The organism is Mesorhizobium bavaricum, assembly GCF_056781655.1.
Genome location: NZ_CM165566.1, coordinates 3,551,843 through 3,567,662 on the forward strand (window position 1 = coordinate 3,551,843; position 15,820 = coordinate 3,567,662).

General features: G+C 63.2%; 12 protein-coding genes and 1 other RNA gene. 7 read left to right on the forward strand and 6 right to left on the reverse strand.

Annotated features, from left to right (window positions below; all coding sequences use genetic code 11):
• The first annotated feature begins 91 nt into the window (after positions 1–91).
• Positions 92–1,312 carry an alanine racemase gene (locus AC1RZR_RS17430; RefSeq protein WP_481825406.1) on the forward strand — a complete coding sequence of 407 codons (1,221 nt, stop codon included), beginning with the start codon at positions 92–94 and terminating at the stop codon, positions 1,310–1,312.
• 85 nt (positions 1,313–1,397) lie between these two features.
• Here AC1RZR_RS17430 and AC1RZR_RS17435 read toward each other — a convergent pair whose 3' ends face one another.
• Positions 1,398–2,576, reverse strand: coding sequence for a lytic murein transglycosylase (locus AC1RZR_RS17435; protein WP_477274538.1), 1,179 nt, complete (start codon positions 2,574–2,576; stop codon positions 1,398–1,400).
• Positions 2,577–2,757: 181 nt separating this feature from the next.
• Positions 2,758–3,558, reverse strand: coding sequence for a glycoside hydrolase family 25 protein (locus AC1RZR_RS17440; protein WP_477274540.1), 801 nt, complete (start codon positions 3,556–3,558; stop codon positions 2,758–2,760).
• Between the two features lie 224 nt (positions 3,559–3,782).
• Here AC1RZR_RS17440 and AC1RZR_RS17445 point away from each other — a divergent pair, with 224 nt between their 5' ends.
• Positions 3,783–5,162, forward strand: a complete 1,380-nt coding sequence (locus AC1RZR_RS17445) for a serine hydrolase domain-containing protein (RefSeq protein ID WP_481825407.1) — start codon at positions 3,783–3,785, stop codon at positions 5,160–5,162.
• On the opposite strand, the gene AC1RZR_RS17450 is transcribed toward AC1RZR_RS17445, so the two are convergent.
• The 3 genes from AC1RZR_RS17450 to AC1RZR_RS17460 form a co-directional block, all read right to left on the reverse strand.
• The gene (locus AC1RZR_RS17450; protein WP_481825408.1) at positions 5,159–5,830 is read right to left on the reverse strand and encodes an SAM-dependent methyltransferase; all 672 of its coding nucleotides are present in this window, start codon (positions 5,828–5,830) and stop codon (positions 5,159–5,161) included. The genes AC1RZR_RS17445 and AC1RZR_RS17450 overlap by 4 nt on opposite strands.
• Entirely contained in the window at positions 5,827–7,074 is a 1,248-nt protein-coding gene (locus tag AC1RZR_RS17455) for a BtaA family protein (RefSeq protein ID WP_481825409.1), read from the reverse strand. Before AC1RZR_RS17455 ends, AC1RZR_RS17450 begins: the two co-directional genes overlap by 4 nt.
• 94 nt (positions 7,075–7,168) lie before the next feature.
• Positions 7,169–10,816 (reverse strand): hydantoinase B/oxoprolinase family protein, encoded by a 3,648-nt coding sequence (locus AC1RZR_RS17460; protein ID WP_481825410.1) that lies wholly within the window; start codon positions 10,814–10,816, stop codon positions 7,169–7,171.
• 192 nt (positions 10,817–11,008) lie between these two features.
• Here AC1RZR_RS17460 and AC1RZR_RS17465 point away from each other — a divergent pair, with 192 nt between their 5' ends.
• The 5 genes from AC1RZR_RS17465 (at position 11,009) to rnpB (ending at position 14,271) form a co-directional block, all read left to right on the forward strand.
• Complete coding sequence (locus AC1RZR_RS17465; RefSeq protein ID WP_111543647.1) at positions 11,009–11,269, forward strand: hypothetical protein; 261 nt, start codon at positions 11,009–11,011, stop codon at positions 11,267–11,269.
• Between the two features lie 143 nt (positions 11,270–11,412).
• Complete coding sequence (locus tag AC1RZR_RS17470) at positions 11,413–12,132, forward strand: TerB family tellurite resistance protein (RefSeq protein ID WP_477274552.1); 720 nt, start codon at positions 11,413–11,415, stop codon at positions 12,130–12,132.
• Positions 12,129–12,884: an N-acetylmuramoyl-L-alanine amidase gene (locus AC1RZR_RS17475; RefSeq protein WP_477274554.1), complete on the forward strand. Its 756-nt coding sequence runs from the start codon at positions 12,129–12,131 to the stop codon at positions 12,882–12,884. The genes AC1RZR_RS17470 and AC1RZR_RS17475 overlap by 4 nt, the downstream gene beginning before the upstream one ends.
• Positions 12,885–13,092: 208 nt before the next feature.
• The gene (locus tag AC1RZR_RS17480; protein WP_481825411.1) at positions 13,093–13,794 is read left to right on the forward strand and encodes a lytic transglycosylase domain-containing protein; all 702 of its coding nucleotides are present in this window, start codon (positions 13,093–13,095) and stop codon (positions 13,792–13,794) included.
• A 78-nt stretch (positions 13,795–13,872) separates the two neighbouring features.
• Positions 13,873–14,271, forward strand: an RNA gene (gene rnpB, locus AC1RZR_RS17485) — RNase P RNA component class A.
• Positions 14,272–14,605: 334 nt separating this feature from the next.
• Here the strand turns inward: rnpB and AC1RZR_RS17490 are convergent.
• On the reverse strand, positions 14,606–15,721 hold the full coding sequence (locus tag AC1RZR_RS17490; protein WP_481825412.1) for a cystathionine gamma-lyase: 1,116 nt from the start codon (positions 15,719–15,721) through the stop codon (positions 14,606–14,608).
• Positions 15,722–15,820: the final 99 nt, after the last annotated feature.

Here is a 15,820-nt window from a genome sequence, read left to right on the forward strand (position 1 = left end):
GCGCCGCTGCGTCAGCGCCGCGAGACACAGAATTGTTTTCATTAGCCGCTAGCTTGGATTAATTGTGCGCAGCCGAGGTGAGGATTCGTCCATGCAGCGATTCGAGAATGCCCGCGAGGCGGCACTGGCGCTTCGCCCGGACGATCCGGTCTATTGTTTCCGCCCACAGGTGCTGATGGCGGATGCCAGACAGTTCATGGGCATGTTCCCCGGCAAGACGGCCTATGCGGTCAAGACCAATGGCGAGCCGATCGTGCTCAAGGCATTGGTCGAGGCCGGCGTCACCGCTTTCGACGTCGCGTCGCCCGGCGAGTTCGCCGCCGTGCGCGCGGTCTCTGCCGATGCCGAGATGCTCTACATGCATCCGGTCAAGGCGCAGTCGGACATCAAGCTGGCGCTGGAGAAGTACGCCATCCGCGTCATTTCGCTCGACCATGAGGACGAGATCACCAAGCTGACGCGGGTGGTGCGGGCGCTCGACATCGATCCGGGCGCAATCACCGTGTTCGTGCGGGTGCAGACCAAGGGGCTTGCCGCCTACGAACTGTCGAAGAAGTTCGGCGCCGGACCGGCCTATGCGGTCGAACTGGCGGAGCGGCTGAACCGCACCGGCTACAAGGTCGGCCTGTGTTTCCATGTCGGCAGCCAGATCGAGGATCCCGACACCTATGAGCGAGCGCTGGCCTCGGCCGACTGGGTGCGCAACCGGCTGACCTTCGACATTGCCGGGCTCGACGTCGGCGGCGGCTTTCCAGCCGAGTACGGCCACGACCCGAACCGCAAGCAGATCGAGATGCCGTCGCTCGGCCAGATCATGTCGCGGCTATCCGGTGACCTGAAAGAATATCAGTTCGATCAAATACCGCTGGTGGCGGAGCCCGGCCGGGTGATCGTGGCGCGCTGCCTGTCGCTGATTGTGCGGGTGCTGCTGCGCAAGGGCAAGCGGCTCTACATCAATGACGGCATCTGGGCGTCGCTGTCGGATTCATGGACCGGCAAGATCACGCTGCCGGCGCGCTTCATCCCCGATCCGGCGATCCGCTCGCGCAATGGCGAGGAAAAGAACATCGTACCGTTCAAGGTCTGCGGCGCGACCTGCGATTCCGTCGACATCCTCTCGCGGCCGTTCTGGCTGCCGGAAACAGTAGACACCGGCGACTGGATCGAGATCGGCCATATCGGCGCCTATTCGCTGTCGCTGCGGACCCGCTTCAACGGCTTTTATCCCGACACCTTCGTCGAGGTGACGACGCCGTTCGACGAGGGCGACGCGCCGCAAGGGTTTGCGAGCTTGGAGACGATGGCGGACTAGAGACTAGCGAATAGGGAATAGAGAAGATTTGCTGAGTCGGCAGGAACGAAGGTTACCTGCTACTCACTACTTACTATTCGCTCATTCAAAGCTTCGCCAAAAGGTCCGGCGTCGGCCAGCCATCCACCGGCAGGCCAAGGCGCATCTGCTCCTTGCGGATCGCTTCGCGGGTGTTGGTGCCGAGGATGCCGTCGACCGTGCCGACGTCATAACCCCTGGCTTCCAGCTTCGTCTGCAGCGCCTTCAGCTGATCGTTGTTGAGACCTGTCTCGGGATTGCGCGGATCGAACTGTGGCGCGCCCGCCAGCCTGGCGGCGAGGTTGGCCGCAGTCAGCGCGTAGGTGAAGGACTGGTTCCATTCGAGATAGACGTCGAAATTGTCGTAGGCGAGGAAGGCTGGTCCCTTGCGTCCCATCGGCAGGGCGAGGCCCGCTTTCAGGCCGTTGTCGACCAGCGGTGCGCCGCTGGGGTAGGTGACGCCCCATTGCGCCCATTGCGTCAGCGGCAGCTTGTTGGTGCGCCCGGTCTGATCCCACGGCATGTCGTCGGGGACGCGGACTTCCTCGATCCAGGGTTCGTCGCGTTTCCAGCCACGCGACAGCACCTTGTTGGCGGTGGTCATGATCACATCCGGCACGCTGCCGCGCAGGTCGACCTTGCCGTCGCCGTCGCCGTCGACGCCGCGCGCCAGATAGTCGGAAGGCAGGATCTGCGTCTGGCCGATCTCGCCGGCCCAGGCCCCCCTGACATCGGCCGGCACCACGCCGCGATCGATCAATTCCAGAAGTGGCACCAGCTGCGGCCGGAACAGTTGCGGGCGGCGGCAATCATGGGACAGCGTCACCAGGGCGCTCAGCGTGTGGAAATCGCCCTGCACGGCGCCGAAATCGGTCTCGAGCGCCCAGAAGGCCGCGATGATTGGTGCCTGGACGCCGAACTGCTGGTCGGCACGGGCGAAGACGTCTGCGTATTTCTTCAGGTTTGCCGCGCCCTGCTTCAGCCGGTAGGCCGAGATCATGCGGGTGGAGAATTCGATGAAGGTCTGGGTGAAGACGCCCTGGGCGCGGTCACGCGCCAGGACCTTGTCGTCAAGGGTGGCATCCTCCAGCGCGTCGAGACCCACGACGCCGACACCGGCCGCCTTGGCTTCCGCCGCCACGCCCTGCTTCCAGGCTTCGAAGTCGCCGCCGCATTCCTGCGCCATCGCCGGCAAGGTCGTGGCGCACAAGAACAGCGCCGCGAGGGCTTGGGAACGCAGTCGCATCGGCTTCCTTTCGAAACGAATGAGGGCTTTGTCGTGCCCCCTCGGAAGCCCAACACCCTAAATTACCGGCGGCTGCACTGTTTGCCGCTGGCAGTGTCGAAAAGCAGGCGGCAAGCCCGGTGTCAACGGGTGTTCTGCCGTAGCCACTCGTTCAGGCGGCTTCGGTGCCGTTGAACCGGTGTCAGCGGGTGTTCTGCCGCAACCACTTGTTCCATGCGGCTTCACTGCCGTTGAAGACGTTGATGTCGGACTTGCCGGTCATGCCGGGAACGATGCCTGTTCCGGTGTACTGCCAGAAGGTGAAGGGGTGGCTGCCGTATTTTTCGCGCGGATGGCCGGCGACGGAGCGCAGCCAGTAGGGGTAGCCACGGAAGGTCGACAGCTCGTTGTCGTCGAAGAAGTCGACCGAGGTGTAGATGATCGGCTTCTTGCCATAGTGCCGTTCGACGATTTCGAGGAAGGTGGCCATCTCTGCGCGCACCGTGGCCGCAGCGGGACGCAGCCTGCAGGTCGGCGATTTCGGGTTCCACTCCATGTCGAGGACCGGCGGCATCGCCGAGCGGTCGGCGGGAACATTCCGGATGAACCAGCGCGCCTGCTGGGCGGCGGGCGTGCAGAAATAGAAGAAATGATAGGCCGCGCGCGGAACGCCAGCGGCTTTCGTGCGAGCCCAATGCTCGTTGAAGTATTCATCGAAGCGATCGCCGCCCTCGGTCGCCTTGATGAAGGCGAAGGAGATGCCGCTGGCCTTGGCCGCCGGCCAGTCGACCGAGGTCTGGTATTTCGAGACGTCGGTGCCGTGAACAGCATAGTTCCACGGCGCACCGCTGTCCCATTCATGCGGCTTGGAATCGGCAAAGCGCGGCGCGCGCACGGCAACAGTCGGGCTGCTCGACACGGACGGCGACAGCGGCGAAAGATCGTCCACGGTCGAGCATGCGCCAAGCAGCGTCAGCATGAAAAGGGCCGCAAGACGGCGCATCGCAACTCCCGAGCCGGATTCAGCCGGTCCCTGATGGGTCAGTGCACTGATGGCTGGCCGTTGGCCCCCTACGAGCGATCGCCCCACAGCATCGCCCGTTCCGCCTGTGATCGCCGAACATGGTTGATATCAGGTTGACGGCGCTCGACAAGCATAGCGATTTGCGGAAGCAATGGCGGCAAATCGATGACAAAGGCGTCAGGCAGAGGCCTGGGAGGAAACAAATGCGGATCGTCGTCAAGATCGTCAAATGGCTGCTTGGCCTAGCCGTGCTGGCGATCGCCGCGCTGTTTGCCTGGCTTTACGTCGCGCCGCCCGAATTGATCCGCGTCGGCTCGGGCTATTCGGCCAAGATCGTCTGCTCGAACGTCTTCATCGCCGGGCGTGATCCCAATGAGGTGCTCGCGGTCGACGTCCAGGCGCCCGGGCACCCGCTGCTGCGCTTGATGCGGGTCTCCGTGGACAAGAACAGGGGAACGGTTTCGGCAGGGTTACTTGGGTTCCTTGGCAAAAGCCTTGCCGTTGCGCGCGACGGTCTGGGCTGCGCGTCGGTTCCGGATGGCGATGTCGGCAAGGCGCGGCGGACGACTGTCCACGCCGAGCCGTCGGCGATCAGCGCGGACGCGTTGTGGCCGGAGGGCGAACGCGTCGAAGCATCACAGGATCCGGTGATTGCCAAGCTGCTCGACGACGCGGCACTGACCGGCACCGGCATGCGCGCGGTGGTGGTGGTCAAGAACGGCCGCGTCGTTGCCGAACGCTATGGCGCGGGATTCTCGGCAAAGACGCCGCTGCTCGGCTGGTCGATGACCAAGACGGTGAACGCCGCGATCATCGGCACGCTGGTCAAGGACGGCAAGATGGCCATCACCGACAAGGGGCTGTTTGCGCCTTGGAAGGCGGATGGGCGCGCCGCGATCAGCCTTGCCGACATGATGGCGATGTCGAGCGGGCTGGAGTTCAATGAGGACTATGGCGACGTCGCCGACGTCACGCGCATGCTCTATCTCGAACCCGACATGGCGGGATTCGCCGAATCCAAGCCGCTGACCGCCGAGGTCGGCAAGGTGTTCTCCTATTCGAGCGGCACCGCGGTGATGCTGTCGCGCCTCTGGCAGGAGGCGATCGGTGACAAGGCCAAGGCGCTGATGTGGCCACGAACGGCGTTGTTCGAGCCGCTCGGCATGCACAGCGCGGTGCTGGAGACCGACGAGCAGGGCACTTTTGTCGGCTCGTCCTACCTCTATGCGACCGCGCATGACTGGGCGCGCTTCGGCCAGTTCCTGCTGCAAGACGGGGTGTGGAACGGCAACCAGGTGCTTCCGGCGGGCTTCGTCGACTGGATGCGGGAGCCGGCACCGGCCTCGAAAGTCTACGGCAAGGGCCAGTTGTGGATCGAGGCACCGGGCGACGAGGACAGCCCCGGCGCCGGCGTCGCGGCGGGTCTGCCCAGGGACACCTACTGGATGGAAGGCCATGATGGGCAGACGGTCACCATCATGCCCTCGGAGCAACTGGTGGTGGTGCGGCTGGGCCTGACGCCGGCCAAGCTCGGCTACCGGCCGCAGACCATGGTGGGGGCACTGGTGACGGCGCTACATTAGCTCTCTTGACGCGGCCCGACCACGGCCAGCCAGGCATAGCCGCGATAAAGCGTGCGGAAACGGAAGGTTGCGCCGGTAAGCCGAGATTCCGATTCCAGAATCTCGCGCAGTGATTCACGCGGGGCGACGTGGAACTTCTTGAGCCAGCCGCGCAGCATCGCCCGGAACCAGCCCGGCAGGCCTTCCTGCTGGCCGAAATCGACGACATGCAGCGAACCGCTGGGGGCCAGCGCTGCAAGTGCCGCCGAAACCGTCTCCTCCCAGCCGGGGATCATCGACAGCGAGTACGACACGAAGATGCGGTCGAACCGTTCGACACCGTAAAGCGCGCCCGCATCGAAAGCGGTGGCGTCACCCCTTGCCAGCATGACACGACCGGACAAGCCTTCGCGGGCAATTGCGGCGCCAGCCGTCTCCAGCATTTCGGCTGAAATGTCGAGGCCGAAGAAGCGTGCGCCGGGATAGCGACGGGCGGCCAGGATGATGTTGCGGCCTGTGCCGCAGCCGAGCTCAAGCACGGTGCCGCCGGGCGGTACGTCGAGCCCGGCGATCAACTGGTCGCGGGCAAGCAGGTAGTATTTGCGGGTTAGGTTGTAGATGTGGCGCTGCCAGCGGTAGACGCCGTCCATCAATTCGGCATGGCCGGCCGGCAGCTCGGTCGTGCTCATGCGGCACGCTTCACATAGAGGTGGAAGCCGCCATAGATGGCGGAGCGGTCGCGGGCCAAGAATTCGCGCGAAACCTCGTCCTGATAATTCCACTGGTCGAGCAGCGAGCTGGAGACCCGGCCGGGCAACAGGCTGGGCTCGGCGGCGGTGCGGAAGATGACGCGGGCGCCGGCGGATGCCGTGCGGGTTATTTCCGCCCACAGCGCATTGAGCTGGTCATCGGTCATCCAGTCCTGCGCATCGAGCAGGATGAAGCGGTCGACCGCGCCTGCATCCTTGCCGGCAAGGAATTCGATCAGATTGGCGTGGTGGATGGCGACGCGGTCGACATTGCCGCGGATGGTCTCGTAGTTCTGCTTTTCGAGATAGGCGGGCAGGGCGGCTTCGCCGGGGTTCGGATACCGCCGGGCGAAGGCCTGCCAGGCGAAGTAGTTGTTTTTCAGCGGAAAATCGCAAGCCAGCTTTTCCAGCCGGGCCTTGAGCACACTGGCCATGGTGCCGTCACCGGAGGTGATCAGCGAATCATACTGCGCCGGCGGAATGCCGAGGCCGAACAAAGAGGCCTTGCGCGACGTCGCCCATTTCAGCAGCGGTTTGTCGAAAACCGGCGCCAATTCCTCATCGAAGAAGCGGCGCTGTTCGCCGATGTTCCTGGCTTCCATCATACGGGCTGGATTGACGCCGAAGAATTTGGCCGTGCGGTGGCCCATGGCGATGAACAGGCCAAGCAGACCGGTCTGGTAGAAATTGCGATCGAAGACAGCAATGCGCCGGCGGCCGCGCCAGTTGCGGCGCTCCCAGTAGTGACGGCTGACCGGATCGAGATGCGGCGCGATGAAACGGTCGTAGGCTTGCGAATTGTGGCTGGTGTCGGCGGCGCCGAAGAAGCGGAACAGGTCGCCCTGCGATGGCAGGTGGCGCACGGCCTCCAGCTTCATGCGGTTCAGCGCGATGTGCGCGGCGTTGAGGTCGACGGCGTCGACCTGTGCCGGCGAGCGGGTCAGGTAGGCGAGGATGTTGCAGCCGCCCGAGGCGATGGTGACGACGCGGTGGCCCTGGCCAAGCTGCATCGCCTCCATGTCGACATCGGGGTCTTCCCAGATCTGCGGATAGACGAGGCCGGAAAACAGGAAGGCGAACAGCCGCTCCGAAATGCCGGCCTTCGACAGCGGGCGGTTCTGGTAGACGGCTTTTCCAACTTCCTTGCCGCGGCGAAAAACCAGATCTGCGGAAACGTCCGTCATGGCAAGATAATTCCCCATTTGCTTTGCCGCAAGCGGGTAGCGCTCGGCGATGACAGATGGATGACAGCAGCCGGCTTGCAGCCCCGGGAGCGGCTTATTGCCGTCCGAATCCCCCCGGCGTCGGCGTCGTCAGGATGACGGCATCGCCGGCCTGAAGCACGGTCTGGTCGCAGGCTTTCAGCATTTCGATCGTGCCATCCTTGCGGCGGACCTTGGTCGAGCCGACCTCGCCGTCGCCGCCGCCGTCCAGTCCTTGCGGCGGGCGGTTGCGATGCGAGGACAGGATCGCGCATTCCATCTTCTCGAGGAAACGGATGGTGCGTTTGGTGCCGTCGCCGGCGCTCCATCTGCCCTTGCCGCCGGAACCTTCCCGGATGTGGAAGTCCTCGAGCAGAACGGGAAAGCGCAGTTCCAGCACTTCGGGGTCGGTGAGGCGCGAATTGGTCATATGGGTGTGGACGCCAGAGGTGCCGGCAAAACCGCGGCCGGAGTTCATTTGGCCGGCGGGCGAGCCGGAACAGATCGTCTCGTAATACTGGTATGTCTTGTTGCCGAAGGTCAGGTTGTTCATGGTGCCTTGCGCGTTGGCCATGGCGCCCATGGCGCCGAACAGCGCATTGGTGACGTGCTGCGAGGTCTCGACATTGCCGGCGACGACGGCGGCGGGGTAGGCGGGTTTGAGCATGCAGCCGTCGGGAATGATGATGTTGATTGGCCGCAGGCAGCCGGCATTCATCGGGATCATGTCCTCGACCATGACACGGAAAGCGTACAGGACAGCCGCGCGGGCGACCGGCTCGGGCGCATTGAAATTGTTCTTCATGACAGGCGAGGTGCCGGTGAAATCGACCGTCGCCTCGCGCTTTTGCCGGTCCACCGTGATCTTCACCTTGATGACCTGGCCAGTGTCGGTCGGATATTCATATTCGGAAGCGTCCGTCAGCCGCTCCAGCACGCGGCGCACGCTTTCGGCGGCGTTATCCTGGACGTGGCCCATATAGGCTTCGACGACATCGAGGCCGAAATGCGTGACCATCTTGCGGAGCTCTGCCACACCCTTTTCGTTGGCGGCGATCTGCGCCTTGAGATCAGCGATGTTCTGGTGCGGATTGCGGGCCGGCCAGCGGTGGTCGGTGAGCAGCGTTTCCAGCTCCTTCTCGCGGAAGCGGCCGCGATCGACAATGCGGAAATTGTCGAACAGCACGCCTTCCTCGTCGACGGTGGTGGCCAGCGGTGTCATCGAGCCTGGGGCGGTGCCGCCGATATCGGCATGATGGCCACGTGAGGCTGCCCAGAAGAGGATCTTCTGCTGGATATCGTCGAAAACCGGCGTCACCACCGTGATATCGGGCAGATGCGTGCCGCCATTGTACGGCGCGTTGAGGGCAAAGACGTCGCCGGGGTGGATATCACCGGAATTCAGGCGGATGATGGTTTCGACCGAACGGTCCATAGAGCCCAGATGCACCGGCATGTGCGGCGCATTGGCGACTAGCGCGCCGTTGCGGTCGAACACGGCGCAGGAAAAATCCAGCCGCTCCTTGATGTTGACGGAATAGGCGGTGTTCTGCAGCGTCACGCCCATCTGCTCGGCGATCGACATGAACAGGTTGTTGAAGACTTCCAGCATCACTGGATCGGCTTTGGTGCCGAGCGCCGCCTGTCGCTGCTTCTCCTCGATACGGCGCAAGAGCACGTGGTTCTTGGCGGTGATCTCGGCCTGCCAGCCCGGCTCGACGACGATGGTCTGGTTCGGCTCTATGATCAGCGCAGGGCCGGCGACTTTGTGCCCGGGGTTGAGCGTTTCACGGCGGACGCTGCCGGCGTCGCGCCAGATGCCGTCGGAAAAGATTTTTCGAATCTCCGAAGGGTTTGCGGCGATGTCTTCGAGCGCTGAATCACTCTCGTCGCGTCCGGAGCCGCCGGTGTCGGTGCCTTCGACGCCGACGGTCTCGACGATCATCGGCTTGTTGTCATAGACGAAACCGAATTGCGCCTTGTGGGCGATTTCGAAATCGCGCCTGGCCTGAAAAATCGAGTCTTCCTCGAAGTTCACGGGCAAAGTCGTGTCGGTGCCGTCATAGCGAATGTGCAGCACCGGTTTCGAGGCAACCGCATCCTCGGCGATGCCTTGCGCTGCGATCTCGGCGATGACGGCCTTTCTCAAGCTGGCGATGAGGTTGCCGATCTCGGTTCTGGACTCTTCTGCAAGAGGCTTCAGCAGCGCCTGCTGGCGCGAGGCAAAGACCGAGGACAGGCCGATGCCGTAGGCCGACAGCAGGCCGGAAAAGGGATGGATCAGCACCGCCTCCATGCCGAGCGCGTCGGCGACCAGGCACGCATGCTGTCCGCCGGCGCCGCCGAAGCAATTGAGCAGATATTCGGTGACATCATAGCCGCGCTGGACGGAAATCTTCTTGATGGCGTTGGCCATGTTTTCCACGGCGATGGTGACGAAGCCCTCGGCGACAGCCTCGGGCGTGCGGCCATCGCCGATTTCGGCGGCCAGTGCGGTGAATTTTGTTCGCACGGCCTCGACATCGAGTGGTTCGTCCTGGCCGGGCCCGAAAATCGCCGGGAAGAAATCGGGCTGCAGCTTGCCCAGCATGACGTTGGCATCGGTAACGGCCAAAGGGCCGCCGCGGCGATACGCTGCCGGGCCGGGATTGGCTCCGGCCGAGTCAGGTCCGGCCCGGAAGCGGCCGGCCTCGTAGTGGAGGATCGAGCCGCCGCCGGCGGCGACGGTGTGGATGCGCATCATCGGCGCGCGGATGCGCACGCCAGCGACCTCTGTGTCGAAGGCGCGCTCATATTCGCCGTCATAATGGGCGACATCGGTGGAGGTGCCGCCCATGTCAAAGCCGATGACCTTGTCGAAGCCGGCGAGCTTCGCCGTCTCGACCATGCCGACAACGCCGCCGGCCGGCCCTGACAACAGTGCGTCCTTGCCCTGGAACATATCGGCAGCGGTAAGGCCGCCGGAAGACATCATGAACATGAGACGAGGGGACTGGCCGATCTCCCCCCTTGTGGGGGGGATTGGCGCGGTGCCCATTTCACCCGCCACGCGTTGCACATATCTAGACAGGATCGGCGACAGATAAGCGTCGACCACGGCCGTGTCGCCGCGGCCGACCAGCTTGATCAGCGGCGAGACCTCGTGGCTAACGGAAACCTGGCTGAACCCGAGTTTCCGGCAAACTCTTGCCACCGCCTTCTCGTGATCTGGATATTTCCAGGCGTGCATGAAGACGATGGCGACGGCATCGATGCCATCCGCTTTCGCCTGCTCGATCGCTGGCCGGCAGGCGGCGATGTCGAGCAACCGTTCGACGCGGCCATCGGCGCGCACGCGCTCGTCGATCTCGATGACGCGCTCGTAGAGCTGTTCGGGAAGGATGATTTCCTTTGCGAAGATGTCCGGGCGCGCCTGGTAGGCGATCTTCAGCGCATCGCGAAAGCCCTTGGTGATGAGCAGCAGGACCCGATCGCCCTTGCGCTCCAGCAATGCATTGGTGGCGACCGTGGTGCCCATCTTGACGTCGCCGATCAGGCCGGACGGGATCGTGCCGCCGGCGGACAGGCCGAGAAGATCGCGGATGCCCTGGATGGCGGCATCGGCGTAGGCTTCCGGATTTTCGGAGAGAAGCTTGCGGGGATGCAGCCCGCCATGCGGGTCGCGGCCGATGACATCGGTGAAGGTGCCGCCGCGATCGATCCAGAAATCCCACTTCGCGGTCATGGCAGCTCCTGGCACGTTTCAGTTCGATCGGTTCAACGCATCCTGTTAGTTCGCCGTTGTCTGGCCGGCAATCGCAAACGGGCCAGACGATGTTACATGCGGAAACGCAACGTTACGAAACTCATGGCTGTCTGATGCATTTCCTGTTCGACCGTTCACCGTAACGTGAACGCGTATTGAAGGAGAGATCTTATGAAAAAGCTCATTCTCGCGTCCGTTTCCGCTTTGGCCTTGCTGGGCGTTGCAGCCTGCAGCGATAGCGGCAAGGACAACACCACCACCCAGAGCACCAATCCACCGGCTGCTGAAGAGCCGATGAAGCCGGCGACGCCGGAAGCCACGCCGCCGGCCGCAACGCCTCCGGCAACGGACAACTCGACCACGAAGAGCATCACACCCGAGAAGCCTGTCGAGCCGGCTCCGGCAACACCAGCTCCTGCGCCCGCGCAGTAGTCAGCAAAACAGTACTCGTGTGATGAATGAGGAAGGCCGGCTGTGCGCTGGCCTTTCTCATATTGTCTGGCACCCTAGGTTGCGCCGGGCTGCGGCACTGTCCCGGCTTGATAGCGGGGGGCGGTGGCACTAAGAAGCAGGCCATGTCGATTTGGGATCGCCTTGGCGAGTTCATCACACGGGTTTCATCCTCAGCCTCGTCGGGTGTCGCCGACGTGGTCGAAGCCGTGCGCACGGTTTTCTCCGGCGACGCCGATCTGCGCCGGCGGGTCGCTTTCTCGGTGGCGATGATCGCGCTGTCGGCCAAGATGGCCAAGGCCGATGGCATTGTGACCCAAGATGAGGTGCGTGCCTTCCAGGAGATATTCGAGGTGCCGCCGAAAGAGACGCGCAATGTGGCGCGGCTGTTCGATCTCGCCCAGCGCGACGTGGCCGGTTTCGAGACCTATGCCGAGCGGATGGCGCAACTGTGCGGCTCGGGGCATTCCAATTGCGTGATGCTGGAAGACATACTCGACGGTCTGTTCCACATCGCCAAGGCCGACGGCCTGGTGCATGAGCACGAAGGCGTCTTCCTGCACCGTATCGCCGAGATTTTCCGCATCGACGAGGCGCATTACGAAAGCATCATGGCGCGGCATGTCAATCTTGGCGCCGGTGACCCCTATGTCGTGCTCGGCATCGAACGCGGCAAGCCGTTCGAAGAGGTCAGAAAGCGCTATCGCAAGCTGGTCTCCGATAATCATCCGGATCGGCTGATCGCGCGCGGCCTGCCGCAGGAATTCATCAAGATCGCAACGACCAGGGTGGCGGCGATCAACGCCGCCTATGAGATGATCGAGCGGGGCCTGCGGCACGCATGAGCGGCTTCCGGCCCGACGAGCCTAGCGCCGAGGTCAGGGTATCGCCGAATTTCGGTCCGCGGCGCGACACGCTCAAACCCGATATGATCGTGCTGCATTACACCGGCATGCCGACCGGCGCCGGCGCCGAGGCATGGCTGTGCGACCCGGCCAGCGAGGTCTCGTCGCACTATCTGGTCCACGAGAATGGCCACGTCGTGCAGATGGTCCGGGAGAGCGACCGCGCCTGGCATGCCGGCAAGAGTTCGTGGTTCGGGCGCGCCGACATCAATTCCTGCTCGATCGGCATCGAGATCGTCAATCCGGGACACTCGCTGGGCTATCCCGGTTTTCCCAGGCGGCAGATCGATGCGGTGATCCGCCTGTGCGCCGGGATTGCTGGTCGGCATTCGATTGCCGCCGAGCGGGTGCTGGCCCATTCCGACGTGGCGCCGGGACGCAAGATCGATCCGGGCGAAAAGTTTCCGTGGCGGACGCTGTTCGAGGCCGGTGTCGGCCATTTCGTGGCGGCTGCACCCGTCAGGCATGGGGCCCTGCTCAAGGCCGGCGACACCGGTTCCGATGTCGAGGCGTTGCAGTCGATGCTGGCACTCTATGGCTACGGCGTCGAGATATCAGGCATTTTCGACCGGCAGACGGAGATCGTCGTCGAGGCGTTTCAGCGGCATTTCCGACCGCGCCTGGTCGATGGGGTGGCCGATGGCTCGACAGTGCGGACGCTGCAAAGGCTGCTTGCTTCCGCAAGGTCTTAACCCTGGGAAGCCTCTCCCAAGTCGTCCTTTCCAATGTTTAAGTTACAAGCTGTCACTTAAAGTGACTTGCCTGGCCTTGTTTGGCACCAATTCGAGCGTCAAACGCCTGACGTGCAAGTTTGTCGGACCCCAAGCCCCCGGATGTTCCGATATTGATTAAGCGTTGCTGCGTGAACATCTTCACGCGGTTCAGACAGAACAGGATCACATGCAGAAATTGACCATTTTAACGGCAGCTCTTGCTGCCGGCGTTATGACTTTTGCCTTCAGTGCCGCAAATGCGGCGCCACTCAGCCCGCGCGCGGATCAAGGGGTCATCACGGTATCCGCCAAAAGCGGCAAGGCAGGCCACGACGCCAAGGCGACGAAGCGGGCTTCCGCGAAAATGGAAAAGGCAAGTTTGACCAAGGCGAAGAAGTCCACCGCCAAAAGGCAGACGAAGCGCGCCCGCAAGACCGTCGACAAGATGACAACGGCATCGATCGGTCCAAGGGGCGTTGCGCTGCCAGCGGCTGCGGCGGCTGCGGTGGCCGGCGGCAGTCAGTATTCGGCGATCGTCGCGCGCTATGCCGCGAGCTATGGTGTACCGGTTTCGCTCGCTCACGCCGTCATACGGGTCGAGAGCAACTACCGGCCGAACATGGTCGGCGGCGCCGGCGAAATCGGCCTGATGCAAATCAAGCCGGCGACGGCGCGGATGATGGGCTACAACGGTTCGGCCAAGGGACTCTTCGATCCCGACACCAACATCAAATACGGCATGAAGTACCTTGCCATGGCGCAGGATCTCGGCGGCGGCACCACCTGCGGCACGATCCTGAAATACAATGCAGGCCACGCCGCAACGCGAATGAACCCGGTGTCGGCCGCCTATTGCAGCAAGGTCAAGGTGCAGATGGCGGCGCTGTAGCCGACTGTCTGTGGAGCCGGCCGGAGCGGCCGGCTTTTTCGTTTGCGTTTTCGAGCGTGAACCCCTTTATACGCCTTGCCAGCTGGCCGGGCGGCCGCACCCGCAACAGCCGAAAGGCCGCGGGTGAGGAAAGTCCGGGCTCCATGGAAACACGGTGCCGGTTAATGGCCGGCGGGGGCGACCCCAGGGAAAGTGCCACAGAAAGCAAACCGCCATGGTCTACCGTGGCAAGGGTGAAAGGGTGGGGTAAGAGCCCACCGCGCGACTGGCAACAGGAGCGGCACGGTAAACCCCACCGGGAGCAAGACCGAATAGGGGCGGTGCGAGGGGAAACCCTCGAGGGCTGTTTCCGGCTCACCGTCCGGGTAGGTTGCGTGAGGCGCATGGCAACATGTGTCCAAGATGAATGGTCGCCACGTTCTCGCACCGCAAGGGGCGGGGGCCATACAAAACCCGGCTTACAGGCCAGCTGGCAATTTTCTCCGCGATATCGAAGAGAAATCTCTTGAGATCAGCAGGTTGCGCTTTCGGGCGCGCCTGTTGGTTCAAGCTTGTTCAGCTATTGCCCTAGAGCGGGAGGCCAGCCGGTTGCTTGTAGCTGGTGCGATTAAGTCGTGCCATGGGCCAGCAGCAACTAACAACCTATCCGTTCTCAGGCGCCGCGCGACGATATCGAACCGGGCATCCGTCATCTGGTCGTTGGTGACTACCTCACCTTGTACCGCGTCGGTAACGACATGATCGAAATTATCCGCGTGCTGCACGGCAAACGCAACATCGAAGCCGATGACCTCGGTTCGCAGTCGACCGGTCAGCCGCTGATCTTGTCCAGCGACGCCTCGATCGCCTTCCAGAGCTCTTCCACCGGTTCGCAGCCGACCGAGAGACGGACAAAACCGGGAGGTACTGCATCGCCTCGCTTTGTCCGACGTTCGGCGGAGGTGTGAACGCCGCCGAAGGATGTCGCGGCCTGCATCAAGGCACAGTTGTTGATGAATTCCTCGGCCTTGTCTTCCGAGGCGAGTTCGAAAGAGATGAGAAAGCCGAAGCGCTCCATCTGGGCGCGGGCAAGATTGTGTGACGGGTCGCTTTCCAGCCCGGGAAAACGCAGGCCGCTGATTGCCCGGTGGCCCTTCAGCCGCCGTGCGATCACTTCCGCCGAGGAGCACATGCGGTCAAAGCGGACATCCAGCGTTTCCAGACCACGATGCACCAGCCATGCTTCGAACGGCCCGGGAATGCTGCCCGAGATTTCGCGCCAGCCGGTCACGGCGGTGACGATATCGGCATTGCGGCTGGCAACATGGCCGAACAGCACGTCGGAATGGCCATTGGGCGCCTTGGTGTCTGCCGCGACGACGATGTCGGCGCCATGGTCGAGCGGGCGCTGGCCGAAGGGCGTCATCGTCGTGTTGTCGACGACAAGGAGGGCGCCGGCTTTGTGAACAGCGTCTGTGACAGCCGCGATATCGCAGATATCCAGTCCCGGATTGGCGGGGGTTTCGACAAAGGCCAGGCGGTAACCTTCGAAGCCGCCGTCGATAAAGCTCGATGTCGGCCTCACATCATAGGTGACGCCAAACGGCTTCAGGAAACGATCGGCCAGTGCCCTTGTCGTGTGATAGCCGTCCGAAGGCAACAAGATGCGGTCGCCGGTCTTGAGCAGGGCGAAAAACACCGAACAGATTGCAGCCATCCCGGACGGAAAGGCGACGCAGGGTGCTCCTTCCAGATGCGCCAGCATATGCTCGACCGCGTCCCAGGTCGGGTTGCTGAAGCGACCGTACTGATCGAAACCGGTGGCGTCGCCAGGTGTGTGATAGATCGCGGCCATGGTCAAAGGCAGAGGGATCGGGTCGCCCTTTGCGAGCCCGCTGTCGCGCAGGTGGGGAAGTGTCGCAGCGCGTGCGTTCGCTGTTTCAGACATCGATTCTCAGACCCTCTTGGTGACCGACCGGATGCGGCGAGACGCTATGCCGGGCAGTGGCTCGCGGCAAGGCGGGTCCGGTTGTGCCAGCCGGCTCTA

What these genes read in the sequence shown, in the direction of transcription:
- AC1RZR_RS17475 (WP_477274554.1), top strand. Translation starts at nt 12,129, where the DNA reads ATGAGCGGCTTCCGGCCCGACGAGCCTAGCGCCGAGGTCAGGGTATCG.
- AC1RZR_RS17440 (WP_477274540.1), bottom strand. Translation starts at nt 3,558, where the DNA reads ATGCGCCGTCTTGCGGCCCTTTTCATGCTGACGCTGCTTGGCGCATGC.
- AC1RZR_RS17450 (WP_481825408.1), bottom strand. Translation starts at nt 5,830, where the DNA reads ATGAGCACGACCGAGCTGCCGGCCGGCCATGCCGAATTGATGGACGGC.
- AC1RZR_RS17460 (WP_481825410.1), bottom strand. Translation starts at nt 10,816, where the DNA reads ATGACCGCGAAGTGGGATTTCTGGATCGATCGCGGCGGCACCTTCACC.
- AC1RZR_RS17470 (WP_477274552.1), top strand. Translation starts at nt 11,413, where the DNA reads ATGTCGATTTGGGATCGCCTTGGCGAGTTCATCACACGGGTTTCATCC.
- AC1RZR_RS17480 (WP_481825411.1), top strand. Translation starts at nt 13,093, where the DNA reads ATGCAGAAATTGACCATTTTAACGGCAGCTCTTGCTGCCGGCGTTATG.
- AC1RZR_RS17465 (WP_111543647.1), top strand. Translation starts at nt 11,009, where the DNA reads ATGAAAAAGCTCATTCTCGCGTCCGTTTCCGCTTTGGCCTTGCTGGGC.
- AC1RZR_RS17445 (WP_481825407.1), top strand. Translation starts at nt 3,783, where the DNA reads ATGCGGATCGTCGTCAAGATCGTCAAATGGCTGCTTGGCCTAGCCGTG.
- AC1RZR_RS17455 (WP_481825409.1), bottom strand. Translation starts at nt 7,074, where the DNA reads ATGACGGACGTTTCCGCAGATCTGGTTTTTCGCCGCGGCAAGGAAGTT.
- AC1RZR_RS17435 (WP_477274538.1), bottom strand. Translation starts at nt 2,576, where the DNA reads ATGCGACTGCGTTCCCAAGCCCTCGCGGCGCTGTTCTTGTGCGCCACG.
- AC1RZR_RS17430 (WP_481825406.1), top strand. Translation starts at nt 92, where the DNA reads ATGCAGCGATTCGAGAATGCCCGCGAGGCGGCACTGGCGCTTCGCCCG.
- AC1RZR_RS17490 (WP_481825412.1), bottom strand. Translation starts at nt 15,721, where the DNA reads ATGTCTGAAACAGCGAACGCACGCGCTGCGACACTTCCCCACCTGCGC.